Source organism: Bacillus sp. 123MFChir2 (assembly GCF_000383235.1).
Lineage (GTDB): Bacteria > Bacillota > Bacilli > Bacillales > Bacillaceae_G > Bacillus_A.
On the sequence record NZ_KB910974.1, the window covers coordinates 1 to 21,015 of the forward strand.

Annotated in this window: 19 protein-coding genes and 1 pseudogene; 15 read left to right on the forward strand and 5 right to left on the reverse strand. The window is 34.7% G+C overall.

The features are described from left to right. The coding region (locus tag H280_RS23985; RefSeq protein WP_020062803.1) for a helix-turn-helix domain-containing protein at positions 1-197 on the reverse strand (197 nt) is incomplete at its 3' end. A 555-nt stretch (positions 198-752) separates the two neighbouring features. Here H280_RS23985 and H280_RS0119505 point away from each other — a divergent pair. From H280_RS0119505 to H280_RS0119530, 6 genes are all read left to right on the forward strand, one after another. Then, positions 753-1,463, forward strand: coding sequence for a Crp/Fnr family transcriptional regulator (locus tag H280_RS0119505; RefSeq protein ID WP_020062804.1), 711 nt, complete (start codon positions 753-755; stop codon positions 1,461-1,463). A 537-nt stretch (positions 1,464-2,000) separates the two neighbouring features. After that, a complete protein-coding gene (locus H280_RS0119510) occupies positions 2,001-2,840 on the forward strand; it encodes a DnaD domain-containing protein (RefSeq protein ID WP_020062805.1) in 840 nt (279 codons plus the stop codon). Beyond that, positions 2,837-4,117 (forward strand): replicative DNA helicase, encoded by a 1,281-nt coding sequence (dnaB, locus tag H280_RS0119515; RefSeq protein WP_020062806.1) that lies wholly within the window; start codon positions 2,837-2,839, stop codon positions 4,115-4,117. Before H280_RS0119510 ends, dnaB begins: the two co-directional genes overlap by 4 nt. A gap of 347 nt (positions 4,118-4,464) precedes the next feature. Continuing rightward, a complete protein-coding gene (locus H280_RS23990) occupies positions 4,465-5,094 on the forward strand; it encodes an AmiS/UreI family transporter (RefSeq protein WP_051094795.1) in 630 nt (209 codons plus the stop codon). 438 nt (positions 5,095-5,532) lie between these two features. Further along, the gene (locus tag H280_RS0119525) at positions 5,533-6,951 is read left to right on the forward strand and encodes a helix-turn-helix domain-containing protein (RefSeq protein WP_020062808.1); all 1,419 of its coding nucleotides are present in this window, start codon (positions 5,533-5,535) and stop codon (positions 6,949-6,951) included. 584 nt (positions 6,952-7,535) lie between these two features. Next, positions 7,536-8,291 carry an SDR family oxidoreductase gene (locus H280_RS0119530; protein WP_020062809.1) on the forward strand — a complete coding sequence of 252 codons (756 nt, stop codon included), beginning with the start codon at positions 7,536-7,538 and terminating at the stop codon, positions 8,289-8,291. 158 nt (positions 8,292-8,449) lie between these two features. Here the strand turns inward: H280_RS0119530 and H280_RS0119535 are convergent, their stop codons facing one another. Beyond that, positions 8,450-9,079, reverse strand: a complete 630-nt coding sequence (locus H280_RS0119535) for a hypothetical protein (RefSeq protein WP_020062810.1) — start codon at positions 9,077-9,079, stop codon at positions 8,450-8,452. A gap of 288 nt (positions 9,080-9,367) precedes the next feature. On the opposite strand from H280_RS0119535, the gene H280_RS0119540 reads away from it, so the two are divergent. Beyond that, complete coding sequence (locus H280_RS0119540) at positions 9,368-11,086, forward strand: methyl-accepting chemotaxis protein (protein WP_020062811.1); 1,719 nt, start codon at positions 9,368-9,370, stop codon at positions 11,084-11,086. Positions 11,087-11,715: 629 nt separating this feature from the next. On the opposite strand, the gene H280_RS0119545 is transcribed toward H280_RS0119540, so the two are convergent. Next, positions 11,716-12,741, reverse strand: a complete 1,026-nt coding sequence (locus tag H280_RS0119545; protein WP_231401799.1) for a GH25 family lysozyme — start codon at positions 12,739-12,741, stop codon at positions 11,716-11,718. A gap of 694 nt (positions 12,742-13,435) precedes the next feature. Between H280_RS0119545 and abc-f the strand changes: the two genes are divergently transcribed. Beyond that, the gene (gene abc-f / locus H280_RS0119550; protein ID WP_028411312.1) at positions 13,436-15,064 is read left to right on the forward strand and encodes a ribosomal protection-like ABC-F family protein; all 1,629 of its coding nucleotides are present in this window, start codon (positions 13,436-13,438) and stop codon (positions 15,062-15,064) included. 150 nt (positions 15,065-15,214) lie between these two features. Here the strand turns inward: abc-f and H280_RS23995 are convergent, their stop codons facing one another. Next, positions 15,215-15,592, reverse strand: a complete 378-nt coding sequence (locus H280_RS23995) for a hypothetical protein (protein WP_020062814.1) — start codon at positions 15,590-15,592, stop codon at positions 15,215-15,217. Positions 15,593-16,004: 412 nt separating this feature from the next. Between H280_RS23995 and H280_RS0119560 the strand changes: the two genes are divergently transcribed. Then, a complete protein-coding gene (locus tag H280_RS0119560; RefSeq protein ID WP_020062815.1) occupies positions 16,005-16,217 on the forward strand; it encodes a hypothetical protein in 213 nt (70 codons plus the stop codon). Between the two features lie 330 nt (positions 16,218-16,547). Continuing rightward, positions 16,548-16,688, forward strand: a complete 141-nt coding sequence (locus H280_RS26205) for a quorum-sensing peptide PapR (RefSeq protein ID WP_020062816.1) — start codon at positions 16,548-16,550, stop codon at positions 16,686-16,688. Between the two features lie 105 nt (positions 16,689-16,793). On the opposite strand, the gene H280_RS0119570 is transcribed toward H280_RS26205, so the two are convergent. Next, the gene (locus H280_RS0119570) at positions 16,794-17,267 is read right to left on the reverse strand and encodes a MarR family winged helix-turn-helix transcriptional regulator (protein WP_020062817.1); all 474 of its coding nucleotides are present in this window, start codon (positions 17,265-17,267) and stop codon (positions 16,794-16,796) included. Positions 17,268-17,438: 171 nt separating this feature from the next. On the opposite strand from H280_RS0119570, the gene H280_RS0119575 reads away from it, so the two are divergent. The 5 genes and pseudogenes from H280_RS0119575 to H280_RS0119590 all read left to right on the forward strand — a co-directional run bounded on the left by H280_RS0119575 (position 17,439) and on the right by H280_RS0119590 (position 20,845). Continuing rightward, entirely contained in the window at positions 17,439-18,065 is a 627-nt protein-coding gene (locus H280_RS0119575) for an FMN-dependent NADH-azoreductase (protein WP_020062818.1), read from the forward strand. Positions 18,066-18,151: 86 nt separating this feature from the next. Further along, positions 18,152-19,282, forward strand: coding sequence for an MFS transporter (locus H280_RS0119580; RefSeq protein ID WP_020062819.1), 1,131 nt, complete (start codon positions 18,152-18,154; stop codon positions 19,280-19,282). A 196-nt stretch (positions 19,283-19,478) separates the two neighbouring features. Next, a pseudogene (locus H280_RS25875) lies at positions 19,479-19,568 on the forward strand (FadR/GntR family transcriptional regulator); the annotation flags it as partial. Positions 19,569-19,620: 52 nt separating this feature from the next. Then, positions 19,621-20,268 (forward strand): MOSC domain-containing protein, encoded by a 648-nt coding sequence (locus H280_RS0119585; protein ID WP_020062820.1) that lies wholly within the window; start codon positions 19,621-19,623, stop codon positions 20,266-20,268. Positions 20,269-20,575: 307 nt separating this feature from the next. Then, positions 20,576-20,845: a DUF1292 domain-containing protein gene (locus H280_RS0119590; RefSeq protein ID WP_020062821.1), complete on the forward strand. Its 270-nt coding sequence runs from the start codon at positions 20,576-20,578 to the stop codon at positions 20,843-20,845. Positions 20,846-21,015 lie beyond the last annotated feature (170 nt).

The window sequence follows — 21,015 nt, forward strand, 5'->3', positions numbered from 1 at the left end:
TTTCTACGCTGTACATATTCCTTTTGTGCTTTTTCACTACAGTACGTACTGTTTTCTTTGACATTTCTTTTTAATTCTCGTGCGATAGAAGAGTGATGCCGCTTCAAAATCGCACCAATTTTTCTTGTGGAATACCCTAATTTATAAAGTGCTTCTAGTTGTCCACGTTCAAACGTGGTAAAATGTGAATAGCTCATACTCGTCCTCCGTGTAAAAGGTTGTGTGGTAACTTCTATTTTACACGAAGCGATGTGGGCTTTTTTGTTTTTTTTTAAGTGTCGCACTTAATAATACAATTCGTCATATGAAAAAAAGGCAGAAAAGTATTTTTTAAAATGGCCCTGAGCGACTGGAAATGTATAGGAGCGGTCAGGGCCTTTTCCTGCCACGCGCAAAGTTTTAAAACAGAGAAAGGTAGCAAGGTGCATTGCCATTTTTATCTTCATGACAGCAATCTATATGCTAAAAAATGAAATAACTTTCTGTAAGTAATAAGGGGCGTATTTTCGCTGAAATCATACTTCTTACCGAATTTCTAAGTGAAATGTATGACTGAGTAGCTATAAAAATTCTTTTAATGTGATTTGGGTCACTAGTGTGGTCCTTAGGGAAAGATATAATGATTTAGGTACGATAAGGATACTTTATTACGTATTAATGCCCGTAAAAGCCTGATTGGTGAGGGCTAATAATGAAAAGACACTGATTAAAATTTCATTTTATATACTATATGTAAGGTTAGGTGAGGTAATATGAAAGAACATTGTTATCATAAAAATGCAGCGGAGCCTTGTCCAAGAAAAGTTCTCATTTTTAAATCCCTATCTGATGAAGAAATTTTGAAAATAGCTGCAATGTCAAAACATAAGCAATTTAAAAAGGGAGAACCATTAATTCATGAAGGAGAGAAATTAGATACATTATTTATTATTAATAAGGGACGAGTAAAGTTATCGAAATTAACCATTCAAGGGAAAGAGCAAATCTTGCATATCTTAACGAGTGGTGAGTGCTTTTGTGAGTTAAATATATTTAATTGTGATGAGAAGAGTAATTTTAGTGCGTATGCTATGGAAGATACAAAAATTTGTATGTTAACGAAAGATAATATGGACCTTATAATGGAGCGAAATCCAGGGATTGCATTAAAGCTGCTAAAAACCGTTACAAAACGGTTAGCACATACAGAAAATTTAGCTAACAATCTTGCAACAAATAATCCAGAAGTTAGAATCGCTTATATAATTTTAGAATTTTGCGAAAAATATGGTGAAGATACTGACAAAGGAATACTTATAAATTTACCATTGACACGAGAAGAAATAGCAAACTATACAGGGATGACAAGGGAAACAATTAGTCGTAAATTTAGTAAATTCGAAGACTTAGGATTTATGACATCAATTGGAAATAAACAGCTAATAGTTAAAAATGAGTTAGCATTTAGAAAATATATAGAGTAGATGGATAACTTATATTGAAGTATATAAATCCTAGTTAAAAAAACCGGCATCCCCCCCTTTTTTTAGGTGGGCGAGAGCGTCTGGCCATGCATAGAATCGGTCAGGGCCTATTTCTGCCACGTGCAAAGTTTAAAACAAAGGTAGAAAGCAAGTAGCGGCCATGTTTTGTTCTGCATAGCAGCGACTTAGATGTTAAAAGGTCAACTTGTATTTATATATAGAGTAGATGGATAACTTATATTGGAGTATATAAATCCTAGTTAAAAAGCTTAACAGTTAAATTGAAACCCTCTTAACAGCCCCTTCCAAACCCCTACCAAGTCCCTTACAAGTAATAAATCATTACAAAAATAAAAACAAAAGAACTACTACAACAAGAATAAAAAAGAACAAAAGAACTACTGCTACAGAATTTTAAAAATAAAAACAAAAAAATTACTACAAGAGTTTCAAAAAAATAAAAATTAAATTACCAAATTCCCTCGTTCCTTCTTATATATAGTAAGAAGCGGCATTTTAAAGACGGGAGGAATACATATGGCAGTATACCGAAATGTACAGGTGAATTTTTGGCAAGATGATTTCGTATTGGATTTAACGCCGGAGGAGCGCTACTTTTACATATATTTGCTGACGTGTTCGAAAACAACGCAGTGCGGTATTTATCCGTTGCCAAAACGTTTAGCGGAGATGGAAACAGGCTACAACCGGGAGACTGTTGATAAACTGCTGCAGCGGTTTATCGAGTATGGAAAGATCTTATACGATGCGAATACGAAGGAGTTATATATCCAAAATTGGCTTCGTTATAATCCGATTACAAGTCCGAACGTTGAGAAATGTGTCCTTCGTGAGTTAAAGACTGTGAAAAGTAAACAATTTGTTCAGATGTTTCTTCAAAAATGTATGGAAGAAGAGATGAACATTCCGCTGCTGTTAGAACATTTCGGTATGCCTGCTGAGGAGTCTCAGGAAGAATGTAAAAGCTGTGAAGCAGATGGGAAAATAGATTTAGGCGGCGATGTATTCACGTTTTATGAACAACACTTTGGCAGTTTGTCACCGTATACGGTAGAGGAATTGACTGCGTGGGTGGATGATTTGTCAGAGGAACTCGTCTTAAAGGCGCTTCAGATTGCCTATGAAAACAATAAGCGGGCGCTTGCTTATGTGAAGGGGATTTTGCGGGATTGGCATGGAAAGGGATATACGAAGGTGAGCGAAGTTGAGGAGGCGGCGGTGAAGTTTCGAAAGAAGGAGTCGTCTATTGTTCGGGAGACCGAGCAATTTCTAGAGGAATGCGAAGAGTGGGAGAAAAATGTACCTTCTGAAGAAGAGTTGCAGAAGTTTTTAGCGGAGAAGGGGTGGTGTCCGTGAGTATTCAAAACGTCGAAGCGGAACAGACGGTATTAGGGTCACTCCTCCTTGATGGGGAACTCATTAAGGAGTGTAAGTTGACGGAGCACCACTTTTCTACTGCTTTGCATCAAGCGATATTTAAGTTCATACGGGAAGTAGAGGAAGATGGACAGCCGCTTGATCTTGTGACGCTCGTTTCGAAAATGGATCCTTCTTTTTTGGCGCAAATTGGCGGGATTGAGTATTTTGTTAACATTATCGAGAGCGTGCCGACGACTGCTAACTTCGCCTATTATGAGGGGCTTGTTCGGAGTGCTTGGAAAATGCGCCGTGCTGGAATGATGGGGCACAGTATGTGTGAACGACTTCTGGCGGAGAAGGATGAGAAAATTATCGGCGAAACAATTACCGCTCTTTGTGAACTAGAAGAGGTGGATTGTACATTAGATTTTGATTTAAAAAATGCGTTAGTGGACTTATATGAAGAGTTTCATCAAGACGTAGAAGAGTTGACTAGCATTGAGACTGGTTTTTCCGCTTTAAATAAGATGACGTGCGGCTTGCAAGATGGCGAGTTTGTTGTGATTGGGGCACGTCCTTCAATGGGAAAAACAGCGTTCGCCTTAAATATTGCATTTCATGCGGCAAAATCAGGTGCAGCAGTTGGATTGTTTTCGTTAGAGATGAGCGATAAGCAATTATTAAAACGGATGGTTTCCTGTGCCGGCGGAGTATCGGGAAAAAGGCTGAAAAATCCGAAGCATCGTTTTACAATTGAAGATTGGGAAAAAACAAGCCAGGCGTTTGCCCAAATTGGCGATCTACCGCTAGAGATTTACGATAAAGCAGGGGTTACAACGCAGGATATTTGGGTGCAAGTTCGCAAGTTAAAACGAAAGCATTCAAATAAAAAGCTGCTCGTCATTGTTGATTACTTACAGCTTATTACAGGCGACTCAAAATATAGAGGAAATAGGTTTCAAGAAATGAGCGAAATCTCCCGTAAATTGAAATTGCTCGCTCGTGACTTAAATGTGTGCGTCGTAGCATTGTCACAGCTATCTCGTGCGGTTGAATCGCGAAACGATAAGCGTCCACTTTTGTCTGATCTAAGGGAGACAGGACAGATTGAACAAGATGCCGATGTGATTATGCTCATGTACCGAGACGATTATTATGAGCAGGAAACAACCAACAAAGATATGACAGAAATTCATGTGGCGAAGCATAGAAACGGGCCGGTTGGATTGGTGAAGTTACGGTTTTTGAAGGAGTATGGGCGGTTTGTGGAGTGATGTAATAACTGGCTTCATTCAAAGGAATATATCGCTCGTTTAACTAAAAAAATTTCATGGCTTATATACCATTTTTTATATTATTTACTTTTGTATGGAATGCTGTTACTATATTGATATCGTTTTCATAACGTAGTGCATACTTTTTTTGGAAGCGCTTAATTGAGGGTTTATATGTATTTCAAATGTACGGTCTGTTGTAAATTTTTCTAAATACAAGCAGTTCCTCTGCCACATGTTATTGGAGAAGAGGAATTGCTTTTTATTGTTAAAACTATGAAAAAATGAATGTATGATATGAGGAGGTGTCGTTGTGAAAAACAGTTTTGTTTTTCACAAGAATATATATGGGGAATGTTGGATTGTTGCTTTCTGGTGCAGCGCTCTTTTTAAATAGCCTTGTGATGCTAGGGAAAGCGGACGAAAAGAGTGTAGGTATTTTTAATTTATTCGTAGGTGTACTGCAAATTATTATTCCTTTCTATTTAATTGTAGTATCTGATCAAAGTAATTGGACAGTCTATTTGTATGCAGCTACTTTTTTATTTGGTTTAACTTATTTATATGTAGGAGTTACCTTCATTGCAGGATTGAAGGGTGATGGATTAGGATGGTTTTCTCTTTGGGTAGCGATTGTTGCACTATTCTACATGATTGTAGCCATTATACATTTTCATGATATTGTTAATGCGTTAACTTGGTTCATGTGGGCATTTCTATGGTTCTTATTTTTTATTTCTAATGCACAGAAAAAGAACATCAATTATTATATTGGAAAAATAGCCTTTGTACAGTCATGGGTTACACTAACTTGCCCTGCTCTTCTTTCCCTTATAGGTGTATGGGAAACTTCTTATGTATATAATTTATGGATATGTATATCTATTCTTTCGATTATATATTTCTGTGTTTGTACGTTTAAGTTGAAAGGAAATGTAAGTATTGTTCATGAAAATATAGATACGAACACTAAGTGAAGTAAATGTATTTAGAAAAACGCGATCAATTCCTAAATGATGATTAGAAATTGATCGCGTTTTTTGTTGTCCCATTTTTGATTTGGAATGAAAATATAAAAAAGGTCATTAAACACCAAAAAATGTCATGGGTAAATTACGGAAATTTCATAATAAATTCTAATAACTAGCATTTATTAACAACGTTCATTTATAATTGACTTTTACATATAAATACAAGTTGACTTTTTAACATCTGAGTCGCTGCTATGCAAAGCAAAACATGGCCGCTACTTGCTGTCTATCTTTGTTTTTAACTTTGCACGTGGCAGGAAAAGGAACAGACCGCCTCTATGCATGGCCAGTTGCTCTCGCCCGCCGAAAAAGAAAAGGGTTTTTATGTTAGTTTTTCAATTTGCATCTATATATTTCTAATGGTTTATAAGGAAAGGTACATGTATGCATAATTTTATTAGTAGTTTAATAGATGATAAAGCAATAAAAAGACAAATAGCTATACTGGAAGCGTTAAATAATGAACAAAAATTAGTATCGTCTCAAAAGCTTGCAGATCAGTTGCAGTGCGCGACACAAACAATTATGAATGATATTTCACAATTAAAAAAGAAATTGCCCGAGAACTGGAAAATTATTAGTGTGAAAACGAGAGGATACATATTAACCAAACCAGTGGAAGAGTCGATATTACCTGTGATTCATTCTTATTTGACGGAAAGTGCACTTTATAAAGTGATGTTAGAAATCTTTCATAATAAGTATTACACATTAGAAAAATGGTCTCAAATTCTATACATGAATAAGTTAACATTGAGAACCCATTTAAAAGATTATAATAAAATGTTAAATAAAAGCAGATTAAATATTAAATTCAAGGATCTTCAACTTGAAGGAGATGAAATCAATATAAGATATTACTATATTGCTTTCTTTTACTTTACACAACAATTTTCCGATAAACCTTTTTTGCCGGTTGATTTAAGAAAAAAAGTGCTAGCGATTCTCCATCGTAACGAAGTTCCTATGGATATTTTATTGTTACGCAGTATTATTTTTGTTTTTATTAATCGATTTTTTAATAGACATTGTGTAACGAAAGAGGTAACATGCAAGCCTATCTATAGTTACGAGCAATTAAAGTGCCTCAATGAAATTATTACGGAAATTGAGAATTATTATAAAATTGAATTTCCAAAATATGAAAGAGATACCTTGCATGTATTTTTATTTTTTGGATTAATCAACACAAGTTCACAGGGGAAGGCAACGCTTGAGTATGTAAGTGCATGTGATCATGAACTTTATAAAAAATTCATGGATTTCATTGATACTCTTTTAATAGGTAATTCATTATCGAGTGAACTAAAGGGAAAATTAACAGCGGAAGTCATTCCATATTTTTATAAGGTGTGTATCTCCAGAGAACTTAATTTCTCGATTAGTCATATCTTTGATCCGAGCCATTCTTCGGACAGTATATTATTACGAAACTATAAGGAAAACGTATCTCTCATTTCCCGTTGGAACGAAACAGACAATGAGAAACAATTTACGAAAGATGAAATAAGATATATCGCTTCTCATACAACTGCAATTCTCAACTCAATCTGTAATGAAATCAACATTGCACTCGTACTGTCTGGGACAACCATTGACAAAAATCTTATTTATAGGAAGTTGAAACAAAGCCTCGGGGAAAATGTAAGTATACATAAAATTCCTAACTATGATATGAAATATGATTTTATCATTAGCAATTGTCATTTATCAGATACAAGGACTCCTGTCATTTATATTTCTCGCATGTTGACTGCGAATGAAATCGATTCTATTAAAAATCGTATTTTTGATTTGGATTAAAGATAGACGCAGATACCCTTTTACTCGCTTTGCAACGGATCAATTCCTACGCAAAGCGAGTAAAAGGGTAAGTGTAGCAATCAATATATTGATTATTACTAGTAAGAAAAGTATAATAATGGTAGAGATGTAATGAAAGGGGAATTGAGATTCTACATGTGGCAAATCTTGTAATGATTACGAAATGAAATGAATAGAATACTTGTCCTATAACTATATGAATCCATTTTAATTTTTCGACATATAGATTGCGTTTATGCAGACAAAAGGAGACTACACTTGCTTTCTCTCTTTGTTTTAACCTTGCATGTGGCAGAGAAAGGAACTGACCGCCTCTATGCATGGCCATTCGCTCTCGCCCGCCGAAAAAGAAGGGTTTTATGTCGGGTTTTTAATTTAGATTTATATATCAAGGGCGGAGTCTGTCTATTTATTGAAGATAATCATACAAGGGATGCATGGTGTGGAGTGATCGTTCCATTTACTAGGCGGATACCTGTGTGTATCGGCTTTTATTTGTGATGAGAATAATACATCTCTATTTATACATATCATCGTGTCCCTATTTATTAGGGGGAATAAACATGACGCATGTACAAAATAAAGTTGCTCTTATAACAGGCGTAAGTAGTCCAAGAGGGATCGGCGCGGCTATATGCCGAGAACTGGCTTCTCAAGGTATTGATATTTTCTTTACGCATTGGCAGTCTGAAATTGGCTGGCCAGAGAAATTTCAAAAAGAGATGTTGGAATGTGGAGTTCGCTGTGACAATTTAGAAATTGATCTGTCAGATGCAAATGCTGCATTTACAATCATGGAGACTGTTTTAAAGCGGCTCGGTTCTCTTTCCATTTTAGTGAATAACGCAGCATATTCAACAGATGATGGATATGCAAAGTTGGATGCTCATATACTTGATAACCATTATGCGGTTAATATGAGAGCAAGTTTTCTCCTTTGCGTAGAATTTGCTCGTCGCTTTGAGAAATCGAATAGAGATAGCGGAAGAATTATTAATATGACGTCTGGACAAGAATTAGGGCCAATGATTGGGGAACTGGCATACGCTGCAACGAAAGGAGCGATTTCCGCTTTTACAAAGTCGTTATCGGCAGAGCTTGCTCCGTTAGGAATTACAGTTAACGCTGTAAACCCAGGACCAACAGATTCAACGTGGATGAATGATGAAATTAGAAAACACCTGTTGCCTAAATTTTTAATGGGGCGCATTGGCATGCCGGAAGATGCAGCACGCATCGTGGCATTTCTTGCGAGTGACGATGGAAAGTGGATCACTGGTCAAGTGATGAACTCAGAAGGTGGATTTTTGCGAAGTTAAATGAAGTAGTTGTTGATTATATAATAAAAGAAACCTGTATCGCGGGATTACTGAGTAATCATTGATACAGGTTTTTCTTTTTATAAGTAGGTTGTTATGTTCACAAATAATGCTTTTGAAACTTATTCATATGATCAATTGAAATTTCCCGTTACCTATCATGGATTTTTCGTGATTTGAATTGCTGAAGCTCTATCATTCCAATACGCATCCATATTAGCAGTTTTACCATACCACTCATAATGTCTAAACATGACTCCTTGGCCATATCCTTGAGATGAAGTGTGCTCCCATAGCGTCGTTGCGTAGCTTGCAGAAGGTGAAGCTGTACTTAAGGAGGAAATTCTGTCATTCCAGCTCGAAGATAAATTTGTAAATCCACTGCTCCAATAAATATACTGTCCACCTTTATTGATATGCTCATAGAAATCGGTACTTCCAGGGCCGCTTCCTAGAGGCTTAATTACATTTTCATGTTGTGGCTGTGTTACATTTTTAAAACTTTTCTTATCTTTTTCAATAAAAGCATCCAAGGCTTCTTTGCTCGTAAAGCCATATGCTAACCAATCTCCTTTGTCATTCTGTTCAGGTAAAACGATGGTTACTTTTATGTCTTTGTTAGATTGGTTATTCACTTTAGCTAAAGTGCCCACATTCTGTTCATCTACAGTTAAATACTCGAACGATTTAATCGTATAATCTTTTTCTGTACTTGCTGATACTGATCCCAATCCTCCAGTTAATGCAAAACCAGCTGCTAATGCTCCTACTACTAATTTCTTGAACATACAACCATCTCCTCTTTGCTTGGATTTTTTTGGTACAACTAAAATGTATATCGCTTTTATAGTTTTGTAAATATTATGAATTTTTAGAAATATAAAACAGAATATTTGATGTTTTCTATTTATTTTTTAGAAAAAAGACTTCCTTTTTTGTGTTCTAAACCCATATCCATCAACTTAAGAAAAATAAAAAAGCGAAAAATGTTTATAATTTTTCGCTTTTTTATTTTTTTTATAATAATCGTTATAATATAATATATTTATATAATAAGGAAGGTGTGGTGTATTATAATGTTATTTCTCAGGAACCATAAAATTAGTACAAAATTGAATATATTAATGATTACGGCTAGCATTGCATGTATTCTCTTATCAATTATAGGATATAGAGGATTAATACATACAGGGACAGCTGCTAAAAGTATGTATGAAGACAGATTGCTTCCAATTTACTTGATAGAGTCTGTAGAATCTAATTTTCATTATAATAATAAAAACCTTGTAGAACTTATCGCTTCAAATAATGAAGATAGAACTAAACAAATACTATCTAAAATGGAGAAAGTACGAAACGATAATACTCAATTACTAGAAAAATACGAGGCTAAAATCCATTCACAAGAAGAAAGACAATTATATGAAGATTTTCAAAAAAGCTACAATGAGTTGAAAACAAAAATAGACAAAGCAACAGATTTAGTAAAGAACAATAATCAAGCGGCTGCTTATGATTATTATGTAAGCGAAGTCGAGTCGACTAGGACAAAATCAAGTAAGAAAATCAAAGATCTCATCCAGTATAATGGGGATCAGGCAGAACAATTACAAAACAATAATGCCAGCAGTGGGCAAACTATACTACTAATGTTTATTGGTATTTCAGTAGTATCGGTTGCGGTTATTATATTTATTGGATATATCATTAAATCTGCTATTCAACGTCCAATTACTTTATTGGAGCATGATATGAAAGAAGTAGCAAACGGAAATTTAGTCACACGTACTTCTTATCAAGCAAATGATGAATTAGGAAATATCGTTACTTCCTTTAATCATATGTTAGATAACTTACAGCAACTAATAGGAAAAATAAAGATGACGGCACAAGAGGTTACTACCTCAACTGATAGCATGTTGAAAAATACAAAACAGGCATCTCAAATCTCTAATGAAGCAGTTCAAATCATTCATGAGGTAAACAAACAAATATTAGGACAAGTTACGAGGATTCAAGAAAGTTCAATCGCAATGAATGACGTAGCAGATGGGGTTCAAACAGTAGCTGAATCCGCATCAGCTGTTGCGGAAGTATCTGTTGCCACAACAGATCGTATAGAAAGTGGAAGTAAAGTAATCCAGCAATCTATTACGCAAATGAATAACGTGCACAAAACTGTTGAAGAAACATCCGCAGTGATAGAGCGTCTTGTTATGCGTACGCAAGACATAGATAAAGCTTTAAATGCCATTACAAATATTGCAGACCAAACAAACTTGCTTGCCTTAAATGCTGCAATTGAAGCAGCACGTGCAGGAGACAACGGAAAAGGGTTTGCGGTTGTTGCAGCCGAAGTAAGAGACTTAGCTGAGCAATCAAAGCAGTCCGCAAATGAAATCAATAATTTAATTAAATCCATCCAGCAAGATACAAAAGATACTGTTCAAATTATGAAAAAAGGGCAAGAAGAAGCAAAACAAGGAAGCAAGGCTGCTAATGAGGCAGATCGAGAGTTTTCAACAATCATGACAGACGTTCATAAGATAACGCAACAAATTCAAGAAGTCTCAGCTACAACAGAAGAAATGGCTGCGGGGACGGAAGAAATTAACGCTTCATTATCAGCAGTATCAGAAACTTCTACAAAAGTAGAAAAAGATACGGATGTGACTGTAGAAGCAATTCAAACACAGGCATCATCCATTACAGAAATAACAAATCAATCTATGCAAGTAAAGAAACAAATTGAGGAGTTAGAAGGATTGCTTTCGCAATTTAAAATTAAAGAATAACAGGAACTACTCAGTTACTTGATGGGGTCCCGCCACATCGCTATCAAGCTAAGAAATACAAATACCTCCAAAACGAGAAAATTAACAACTTCATGTGCAAATGTGATGTACAATTTTTTTGTTTTGGGGTGCTATAAAATTTTTAAGTTGATGGGCATGTGATCTAAACCATATCGGTATATTAAGAATAAGAAGTATGAAATTGAATCATATGTAAATTAATAGCAAAAAAAGAATTGAAAAAATTCTTAAATTATTTTATTATATAAATATATATAGATATAAATGTTTTAGGGGGGAATTGTAATGAAAACACCTGTATTAGATGCTATTTTAAATGCAATTATTGATTTTTTCCATTTTCCACGTTGCTAGTAAATAAAGAAAAACCGGCTCTTTTTGGAGTCGGTTTTTTAATTTGAATATACATATAAATACAAGTTGCTGCTATGCAGAACAAAACATGGCTGCTACTTGCTTTCTATCTTTGTTTTAAACTTTGCACGTGGCAGGAAAAGCAACTGACCGCCTCTATGCATGGCCAGTTACTCTCGTCTCCTCCCCTAAAAAAAGTGGTTTTTATGTCATTTTTTCAATTTGTATTTATATATTTAGAGTTTGTCCACTATTTAACAATCGGAACATGAAGAAAGTAATTCATAATCTATATAACTAGCGTCATAGTAAATGAATTGGTCTCCGCCTAAGTTTAACCAACCATTTTGTTCGTAATATACTTTATAAGCTTCATTATGGTGTAATGTTCGAATCACATTGCCACTCATAGAAGGTTGATCACGTAAATTTACATTATCGCCTGTAATTGTAGCAACCCCGATATAGTTGCAGTAACAAATATAGCTAGGGTCATAAAAAATAAATTCATTTCCGCCTAAGTTTAACCAACCATTTTGCTCGTAAAATACTTTATAGGACTCGTTACGATGCAATGTTCGAATCACATTGCCACTCATAGAAGGTTGATCACGTAAATTTACATTATCGCCTGCGATTGTAGCAATTCCAATATAGGAGCTACTAGGTCCATTGTTATTGTTATCAATATTCAAATCTACATAGGATATATTACAATCGACATAACCATTAATTCCTTGTACACTTCCCGTATCTGTATATTGCCAAATATTACAATCCATTCCTGGGCCTCGGTCACTATAACGTGCAACCCACAATAAAGTGTCTTGTAAGCGTGAAGTGTTCAGGCTATTTTGAAAGAAATATAGATTGCTGTAAACGCCCGTACTTGTATACCCTGCATTTTTTAATTCTGTTAAAAATGCATTCACAGCGTCTGTTAATGTATCTGGGTCTAAATTTGCATCATTGACTTCTACATCGACAAATACAGGGGCAGTTAATGTGACGTTCTGTAAATTTTTAATGAAGAAAGCAGCTTCTTGTCTTGCATCATTAACAGAGATTGCTCGAAAGAAGTGGTAAGCTCCTGTAAGGATGCCAACACTATTTGCACCATTGATGTTGTATTGAAAGGTTGAATCGACAAAATTGGTACCTTGCTCAGAACCTTCTGTTACTTTTGCAATCATAAAGTTCACTTGATTTGGATCATTCTTTACTTTGTTCCAATCAATACGCCCCTCATGGTGACTCACATCAATTCCAAATGACATCATATCACACTCCTAATTCGTTTATTTAATATTTTGAGGTACTATACTACTTTATATTCTCAATCTATTAAATTGTTAATGAATGTGTAGGGGTATTTATACTAATTCTACTATTTTGGGTAATTTGCTTTTCTATATAGATGCAAATTGAAAAACTAACATAAAAACCCTTTTCTTTTTATGTGGGCGAGAGCGTCTGGCTATACATAGAAGCGGTCAGGACCTACTTCTGCCACATGCGCAGCGAAAAGCAAAAAGAGCAAACAAGTGTAGGTTCCTTTTTTTTTATAGTAGCGATCTATATGTAAAAAAAATAAATTGGATTTATATAAATTATTCTTATAAAGGTCGGTAAGTATAAAGTTTATGACATTTCGAGATTATATGAGGTAAGAACTTTAAAGAAGGAACTATGCTTAATGTTTTTGTTTTATCATATGAGATGATCTGTGCTACAATATTATTATTAAGGACAGAAAGGATGATGGGTGGACGATGATTAACTAATCTTATTTTTAAATGTTGAAATTGGATATTTCAATTTACAAAAAATAGGATTAGTCTGCCCATTTTCCATATGAAAGTAAAGCTATTTCATGCAATAGCTTATTTGGGTATAAATAATATAACGACTAATCCTGCCAAATATAATTGGGAGGATTTTTTTGTTCTCCTTTTATAGAAAGGGATGGATAGTATGAAGGAACTTTTAAAACTAAAAGATGTTTCTGTGGAAATAATGGAGAATACTGTATTTGAACAAATTAATGCTACAGTGAAACAGGGAGATATTATCGGAGTAATCGGAAAAAATGGTGCTGGAAAATCCACCTTGTTACAGATGATAAATGGAAAAATAGAACTAACAAAAGGGAAAATAGAATGGCAACAAATGAATGTAACAATGGCATATGTGGAACAAGAAAAAGAGGCATATACACCTAATGAAGTAACAACCGTAGAAGCTGAACTTCTTTCAAAATGGGACGTACCAACAAACGATTTTCATAAGTTAAGTGGTGGTGAAAAACTGAAACTGCGACTTGCAAAAGGGTTTGCAAAGGGGACAAATTTTTTAATGCTAGATGAACCAACCAATCATTTAGATGAGCAGAGTACAGAATTGCTTATTGATCAGATAAAAGGCTATCGTGGAACAATCGTCGTCGTATCACATGATCGTTATTTTTTAGATGCCGTTGCAACGAAAATTTGGTCGATAGAAGATACAAAACTAGTGGAGCATCAAGGGAATTATACGAGTTACATGAAGTTTCGAGAACAAAAGAGACTCGCTCAGCAGCACCAATATGAAAAGCAGCAAAAAAATATCGAACGTATAGAATCACAAATGCAACAAATAACATCGTGGTCACAAAAAGCGCATGCACAGTCGACAAAAAAAGATGGAATTAAAGAATATTATCGTGTAAAAGCAAAACGAATGGATGCACAAGTGAAGTCGAAACAAAAGCGTCTGGAAAAAGAGCTTGAAAAAACGAAAATAGAGCGTGTTAAGCCAGACCCTACTGTAGAATTTTCAATTCAAGCAAATAAAAAGGTAGGAAAACGTTTTTTAGAAGTGAAACAATTAAAAAAATGTTTTAAGGGACGAACATTATTTGAGAAAGTTGATTTCACAATTCAACATGGTGAGAAAATTGCAATCGTTGGTCCTAATGGTTGCGGGAAAACAACATTATTGAAGATGATTATGGGACATGAAACGATTGAAGGAGAAGTATGGATTTCACCATCTGCAAATATTGGTTATTTAACACAAGAAGTATTTGATTTACCGCTTGAAAAAACACCAGAACAATTATTTTATAAAGAGACTTTTGAAGAAAGAGGAAAAGTCCAAAATGTAATGAAGCATTTAGGGTTTACATCTTCACAATGGAAAGAGCCAATTAAGCACATGAGCATGGGAGAACGTGTAAAGTGTAAGCTTATGTCGTATATTTTAGATGAAAAAGATGTGCTTATTTTCGATGAACCGACCAATCATCTTGACTTACCTTCCCGCGAACAGCTTGAAACTACATTAGCACAATATAATGGTACATTGCTGATTGTTTCGCATGATCGATACTTCCTTGAAAAAACGACAAACAGTAAACTAGTGTTTTCAAACAATAGCATACAAAAGCAATTGAAAGAAACATCTCAAAAAAGTGATAATCTTGTTGAATTACGTCTAAAGCTTGAAACAGAACGGCAAGAAGTTTTAGGGAAACTTAGCTTTTTAACTCCTAAAGATGAAGCATACATGGAGCTTGATAAAAGATTCAACGAACTGACAAAGCAAATAAGGGAGCTTTAATTGAAAAGATTTGTATAAGTAATGCCCATCAAGTTAGGGCTTTAAAGTAACGCTAAATAAAAGGTTAACCCTTACACTGAATTAACTGTAAGGGTTAACTTTTTTCGTTTTAGGCAATCAAGATGTTCTTAACTTGATGGTGAAACTTTACTATTTATTAGATGTAAGGAAATCTTGTACAACAAGTACGACAGTGATCACAACCATCAGAGTAGTAAACACAAGAGCTACTATATTTACGAAATCTGTGAATGAGATTGTAATAATAGAGATTGAAAAAATCGCTGCAAGAAAAGGAATAGCTAGTTTCGTTGTTGTTATACAATGAGCGTCTCTTTTTCTCATATAGGTCATGATTACACCGATCAATAATAATAAAGGACCGGTAATGAAAACGCCGAATAAACCGAAGCTGTCTTCAATAAACCACGGTAAAAACCGCATTCTTGAAGAAAAAATAAATAGGTTCAGTATTAACAGAAATAATTGTATGAGCAATAATTTTTTACTAATGTCTTTTGGATTCATAGTATTCAACCTCTCCTAAGGTGTATTTTTACACTATTTTATTCGTAATTCACTTAGGTGTCAAATGTAATTTTTTGAGAGCATTGGTAATACTAGATCGCCAAGTCAATGAAAGACTTTTGTAACATTTATGAAAGAGAAATGAAAGATATATAAGGTAAGATGAACTTCTTATCATATGTGTCTACAACAAAAAAGGCCTTTGTAGAAAGCTTGTTTTCTTTCATTCTTACAGAACTGTAATCTTTATGTAAGATTATTCGATAGTTGATTTATCGTTTAAATGTAATAATGAAATTATAAGAAGCGACAATGAATTTGTTAGAAATGATAGGCAATTGTTGTTCATGGATGTAACAACAATTAAAAATTGATTGAAAAAAATTCAATATATACAAAATAAGTGGAGGTAATGGGTTTACAATTAGTACTTATCGTTTTTGGAGTGGCATTAATCTTATGGGGTGTATATAGAATGAAAAGAGATGATGCATTCTTCGGAAAAACGCAAACGAAAAAAAGTCTGTTCAACTTGTTGATTAATGGACAAAGTTCTGGACTAGGACAATTATTAAGCGGGATTGTGTGTATCATTTTAGCAATCGTATCTTTCTTCATTAAATAATTTGTAAATAAGAGAAGTTAATATATTGAACTGCATTTCCAATTGGAGATGCAGTTTTTTTATGACAAAAAATGCTTTAAAAATGTTCTAAATCATGTAATAAACGATCAAGTAATTTACTTAGATAAGACATATAAAAAAGCCCATTCGAAAATGGGCCTTTTCTCTCTCAGAGGCTAGTGTTTACTAACCGCTAAGACGGTTTGATGGAATACTCATTGTAACATAATCACCTTTGCCTGAGAACAAAAACGCCATATGCAATATTGCATATTCTACAAATATTTGTCCGTGCTATATTTAAGACACAAATATGAGGGGGGGAAGAGTATGCAAAAATTTATTGTGGGAAATTTAGTAGCGTTCGCAATGTTAACAGGGGCGTCTTTTTATTCTAATGAAGCTGAAACGAATCCTAAAGAAGAAACTGAAGAGGTAGACTTAATGTCTATTTTGCCATTTGAATATTAATAAAAAAAGAAACAATCGTCAATAATAATGGAGATTGTTTCTTTTTTATGTCATTTTTTCAATTTTCATTTACATATATAGTTATCCCTTTCATAGATTACATATTCACCAGACAGGTTTAAACCTCGGTGATAATTTATCCTCATTTCCTTCATAAACTAATTTTGTTAAATCCTCTTTGAGCATTTGCATTCGTTCAGCGCCTAAGTTTTCAATCCAACGCCCTTCAATTTCAGATAGTATCTTCTCTTTTGCTTTCACTACTAACCAACCTCGTTCGGTTAAAACAATAATTTTCCCTCTCTTATCAGTGGGATGGGTTTGGCGCATAACATAACCGCATTTCTCAAGATAATCGACCATTTTACTCACAGCTTGTTTTGTAATTCCTAAGTATTCTGCTAGTTCTATACCTGTTGCTCCATTAGGGCTGATACATTTAAACAAAAAACCATGTGCGGGTCTAATGTCTTCAAATCCTAATTCACTTAATCTCTCATGTAGTTCATTAATTGATGCACTAAAGGATAATGATAAAAGTGATGTAAGATCTAATTCGCTAAATACTTGATGATTCATACATGTAACCTCCTTGAATAAAGTCAATTAAGTTGACTTTATTTGAATTCCATTGTACTATGTGAAATATAGTCAATCAAGTTGACTATAATATTTTTGTTGAAAATGGAATGTTCTTTTTAGTGAGTAAATATAGAACAACGTAAGAGTGAGTAACAGGAGGAAAAGAGAATGACAACAGTTTTATTTGTAAAAGCAAACAATCGTCCAGCAGATCAATCAGTTAGTGTGAAATTATATGAAGCGTTTTTAGCGAGCTATAAAGAATCACATCCAAATGATACAGTGGTAGAGCTTGATTTATATAATGAAGAATTACCATATGTAGGAGTAGATATGATTAACGGTACATTTAAGGCTAGTAGAGGACTTGATTTAACAGAAAGGGAAGCAAAGGCAGTAGCTGTTGCTGATAAATATTTAGATCAATTCCTTGCAGCTGATAAAGTTGTCTTTGGTTTTCCATTATGGAATTTAACAATCCCAGCTGTACTACACACATATATTGATTATTTAAACCGCGCGGGCAAAACGTTTAAATATACGCCAGAAGGTCCAGTAGGTCTGATTGGAGATAAGAAAATTGCATTATTAAACGCAAGTGGCGGTGTATATTCTACAGGGCCAAAAGCTGAAATGGAAATGGCTGTTAAATATGTAGCAAGCATGATGAGCTTCTTCGGTGTAAAAGATATGGAGAAAGTCGTGATTGAAGGTCACAACCAATTCCCAGATCAAGCAGAAGAAATTATTGCAGAAGGTCTTGAAAAGGCTGTTATAGTAGCAAGTACGTTCTAATGAGCAGAACATCATGGCAGTACCAACACTTATATAGCGGTGGTACTGCTTTTTTATTGAAACGATAGAAAGAAGGATTACATTACATGGAACGTTTATGGACAAAAAATTATATCATGCTGACAATTACAGCATTACTATTATTTAGTGGTTTTTATTTATTAATGCCAACACTACCTATGTTTATTAAACAATTAGGTGGAAGTGAATCTCAAGTTGGATTTATTATTGGCGTGTTTACAATATCGGCAGTCATTGTTCGTCCTATTGTTGGGGGATTAATGGATCGATATGGCCGGCACGTATTTATAATAAGCGGACTACTCTTTTTTGCAATTACCATGTATTTTTACGATTGGGTAACAGGAGTTATATTTTTAGTGGCATTACGTATCCTTCATGGAGTTAGCTGGGCAATTGCGACAACTTCAATCGGAACGGCTGTGACGGATGTCATTCCACAATCTCGTCGCGGAGAAGGAATGGGATGGTACGGACTTGCGATGACTTTAGGCATGGCTTTAGGACCGATACTAGGTCTTTGGGTAGCGAAATCATTTTCATTTCATTATCTATTTTTACTATGCACAGCATTAGCAATTATGGCATTCATACTTGCATTTGGTACAAAAATTCCAGCAGTTCAACATACATCAAAACAACCAATATCATTTTTTGAAAAAACGGTTTTACCAATCGCCATTGTGACATTTTTCTTATCCCTTACTTTTGGTGGCATAACAACATTCTTACCGCTGTTTGCGGCAAAGATTCAAGTGAATGCAGGTGCTTTTTTCTTAGTTTATGCTGTCACACTTATAGTCATTAGACCGATTGCTGGGAAAATATCCGATAAGCGCGGAGAAGGAATCATTATTGTTCCTGCACTTGTTATCATGATACTTGCACTATTCGTCCTCGCAATGACAAAAGGTCTTGTTGGGGTCATTATTACTGCTATTTTGTACGGAATTGGATTTGGATCAGCACAACCTGCTCTTCAAGTAGCAACGATACGATTAGCTCCACCAGAGAAACGAGGTGTAGCGAACGCTACATTTTTCACTGCTTTTGATTTAGGGATTGGTTTAGGATCTATTATTTTAGGATTTGTTTCACAACTCATGGGATATCAGATGTTATTTATGGTCTGTGCGGTATCTGGGTTTATTAGTCTGGTGCTTTTTATTTTGTTTGTGAAAAAGAGATTAAAATAACGTTATTCTATTTTGTGAATAGAAAGTTCGAAGTTATCGTATATTTGGTTATAAAAAACTACACCTCAGTTGTGTCTAACAATTGAGGTGTAGTTCATTTTTTGAGTATTTTTATGCCAATACAAGCAAATTGTTCCAGTAATAAAGAAAACGGACTCCACTTTACCATCCATCTACCTTTTGACATTTCGTCGTTATTCATGAAAAATTGTTTCAAGCTATTTTAAATCAAAATGCAGAAGAGGCACAAGCATATGCTATGCAAAGTTTGGAGCTGAAATATTAAATAACATGTAAAATATCAGATGATATTATGAATTATAAAAGGAGATAGAAAAATGTCTGAAACGATTTTTCAAGTAAAGTCTGTCAATATTGGTAAAATTGAAAATCTAAGCTATGGAAAAACTGTTATTTCAACAGCAATAAGAAAGCGCCCTGTCCAAGGAAGGGTTTTTTTAACGAAAACAGGTTTAGCTGGAGATGAACAAGCCTATAAAGATCATGGTGGAAAAGATAAAGCTTTATGTGTATATTCTTATGATCATTACGCTCATTGGAGCAATATAATCCATAACATGATAAATGATTCACTCTTTGGAGAAAATATTACAGTATACGGGTTGACTGAAGAAAAGGTTCATATTGGAGATATTTTCGCTTTCGGAGAAGCAATTATACAGGTGTCCGAGCCAAGAAATCCATGTTATAAGCTTGCTAAAAAATATGACGTCCCTACTTTAGCGCTTGAAATGCAACAAACAGGATATACAGGCTTCCTATGTCGAGTGCTACAAGAAGGGGAGGTTTCGTCAAGTGATTATTTACAACTTGTTGCATCGCATCCCAAAAAAGTATCGATTTCACGAGTCAATCACATTAAACTTCACGATAAATACAATAAAGAAGCGCTAGAAAGGATTATAGAGGTGGATGCACTATCGGAAAGTTTACGAGAGTTATTATTGGAACGGGTAAATAAATAATTACACCACAAAAAAGAGTTGAGTGAATATAAAGCTACATATAGGGTACAGTCACACATCCATCATGGACTATTTTTGAAGTTAAAAGCACGTTACTATTCTCTTTTGTTAATGGGAAAGGGTGATGAGAGCTCAAAATGTATTCATTCATATTCACAGATGATATCCTTTTAGTTGGATTCTTACGCTGAAGCAGCAAGAAATTGTTGTTCTTTGCGCATTAATTTGTTTTTTTGTGGAAATATATACTAGTAAGTATACGATTTGAACGTTCTATTTTTTAGAGTGTAACAGGAGGAGAATGAATATGTCGGAAATTGAAGTAGGCGAAATTTTTACCCTTAGTGATGAGAGTAATGAGGAGCAGGAAGTTGAAGTGCTTGGAACGATGAATGTCGAAGGAGCAGAATACATTGCTGTTGGCTTTGTAGAAGACATTCAAACGGAAACAGAGGAAGACATTGATATCTTCTTTTTAAAAGTAGAAGAAGGTAGTGACTTCTCATACATTGAGAGTGATGAGGAATTTGAAAAAGTATCTGCTGCATTTGAGAAAATTATGGACGAGCAAGAATAATATTGGTTGGACACAAGAGGGGGGATGTATATCCGCCTTCTGTTTTTGTATAGAGGGGTACCGCTACACATTCTTAAGTTGATGGATGTGGGAACGTACTAACATAAAAACCCTTTTCTTTTTCGGTGGGCGAGAGCAACCGGCCATGCATAGAGGCGGTCAGTTCCTTT

Bases quoted from the DNA above. Each gene is read 5' to 3' on its own strand.
- H280_RS0119505 (WP_020062804.1), top strand. From the start codon at position 753: ATGAAAGAACATTGTTATCATAAAAATGCAGCGGAGCCTTGTCCAAGA.
- H280_RS0119510 (WP_020062805.1), top strand. From the start codon at position 2,001: ATGGCAGTATACCGAAATGTACAGGTGAATTTTTGGCAAGATGATTTC.
- H280_RS23990 (WP_051094795.1), top strand. From the start codon at position 4,465: ATGGGGAATGTTGGATTGTTGCTTTCTGGTGCAGCGCTCTTTTTAAAT.
- H280_RS0119525 (WP_020062808.1), top strand. From the start codon at position 5,533: ATGCATAATTTTATTAGTAGTTTAATAGATGATAAAGCAATAAAAAGA.
- H280_RS0119530 (WP_020062809.1), top strand. From the start codon at position 7,536: ATGACGCATGTACAAAATAAAGTTGCTCTTATAACAGGCGTAAGTAGT.
- H280_RS0119535 (WP_020062810.1), bottom strand. From the start codon at position 9,079: ATGTTCAAGAAATTAGTAGTAGGAGCATTAGCAGCTGGTTTTGCATTA.
- H280_RS0119540 (WP_020062811.1), top strand. From the start codon at position 9,368: ATGTTATTTCTCAGGAACCATAAAATTAGTACAAAATTGAATATATTA.
- H280_RS0119545 (WP_231401799.1), bottom strand. From the start codon at position 12,741: ATGATGTCATTTGGAATTGATGTGAGTCACCATGAGGGGCGTATTGAT.
- abc-f (WP_028411312.1), top strand. From the start codon at position 13,436: ATGAAGGAACTTTTAAAACTAAAAGATGTTTCTGTGGAAATAATGGAG.
- H280_RS23995 (WP_020062814.1), bottom strand. From the start codon at position 15,592: ATGAATCCAAAAGACATTAGTAAAAAATTATTGCTCATACAATTATTT.
- H280_RS0119560 (WP_020062815.1), top strand. From the start codon at position 16,005: ATGGGTTTACAATTAGTACTTATCGTTTTTGGAGTGGCATTAATCTTA.
- H280_RS26205 (WP_020062816.1), top strand. From the start codon at position 16,548: ATGCAAAAATTTATTGTGGGAAATTTAGTAGCGTTCGCAATGTTAACA.
- H280_RS0119570 (WP_020062817.1), bottom strand. From the start codon at position 17,267: ATGAATCATCAAGTATTTAGCGAATTAGATCTTACATCACTTTTATCA.
- H280_RS0119575 (WP_020062818.1), top strand. From the start codon at position 17,439: ATGACAACAGTTTTATTTGTAAAAGCAAACAATCGTCCAGCAGATCAA.
- H280_RS0119580 (WP_020062819.1), top strand. From the start codon at position 18,152: ATGGAACGTTTATGGACAAAAAATTATATCATGCTGACAATTACAGCA.
- H280_RS0119585 (WP_020062820.1), top strand. From the start codon at position 19,621: ATGTCTGAAACGATTTTTCAAGTAAAGTCTGTCAATATTGGTAAAATT.
- H280_RS0119590 (WP_020062821.1), top strand. From the start codon at position 20,576: ATGTCGGAAATTGAAGTAGGCGAAATTTTTACCCTTAGTGATGAGAGT.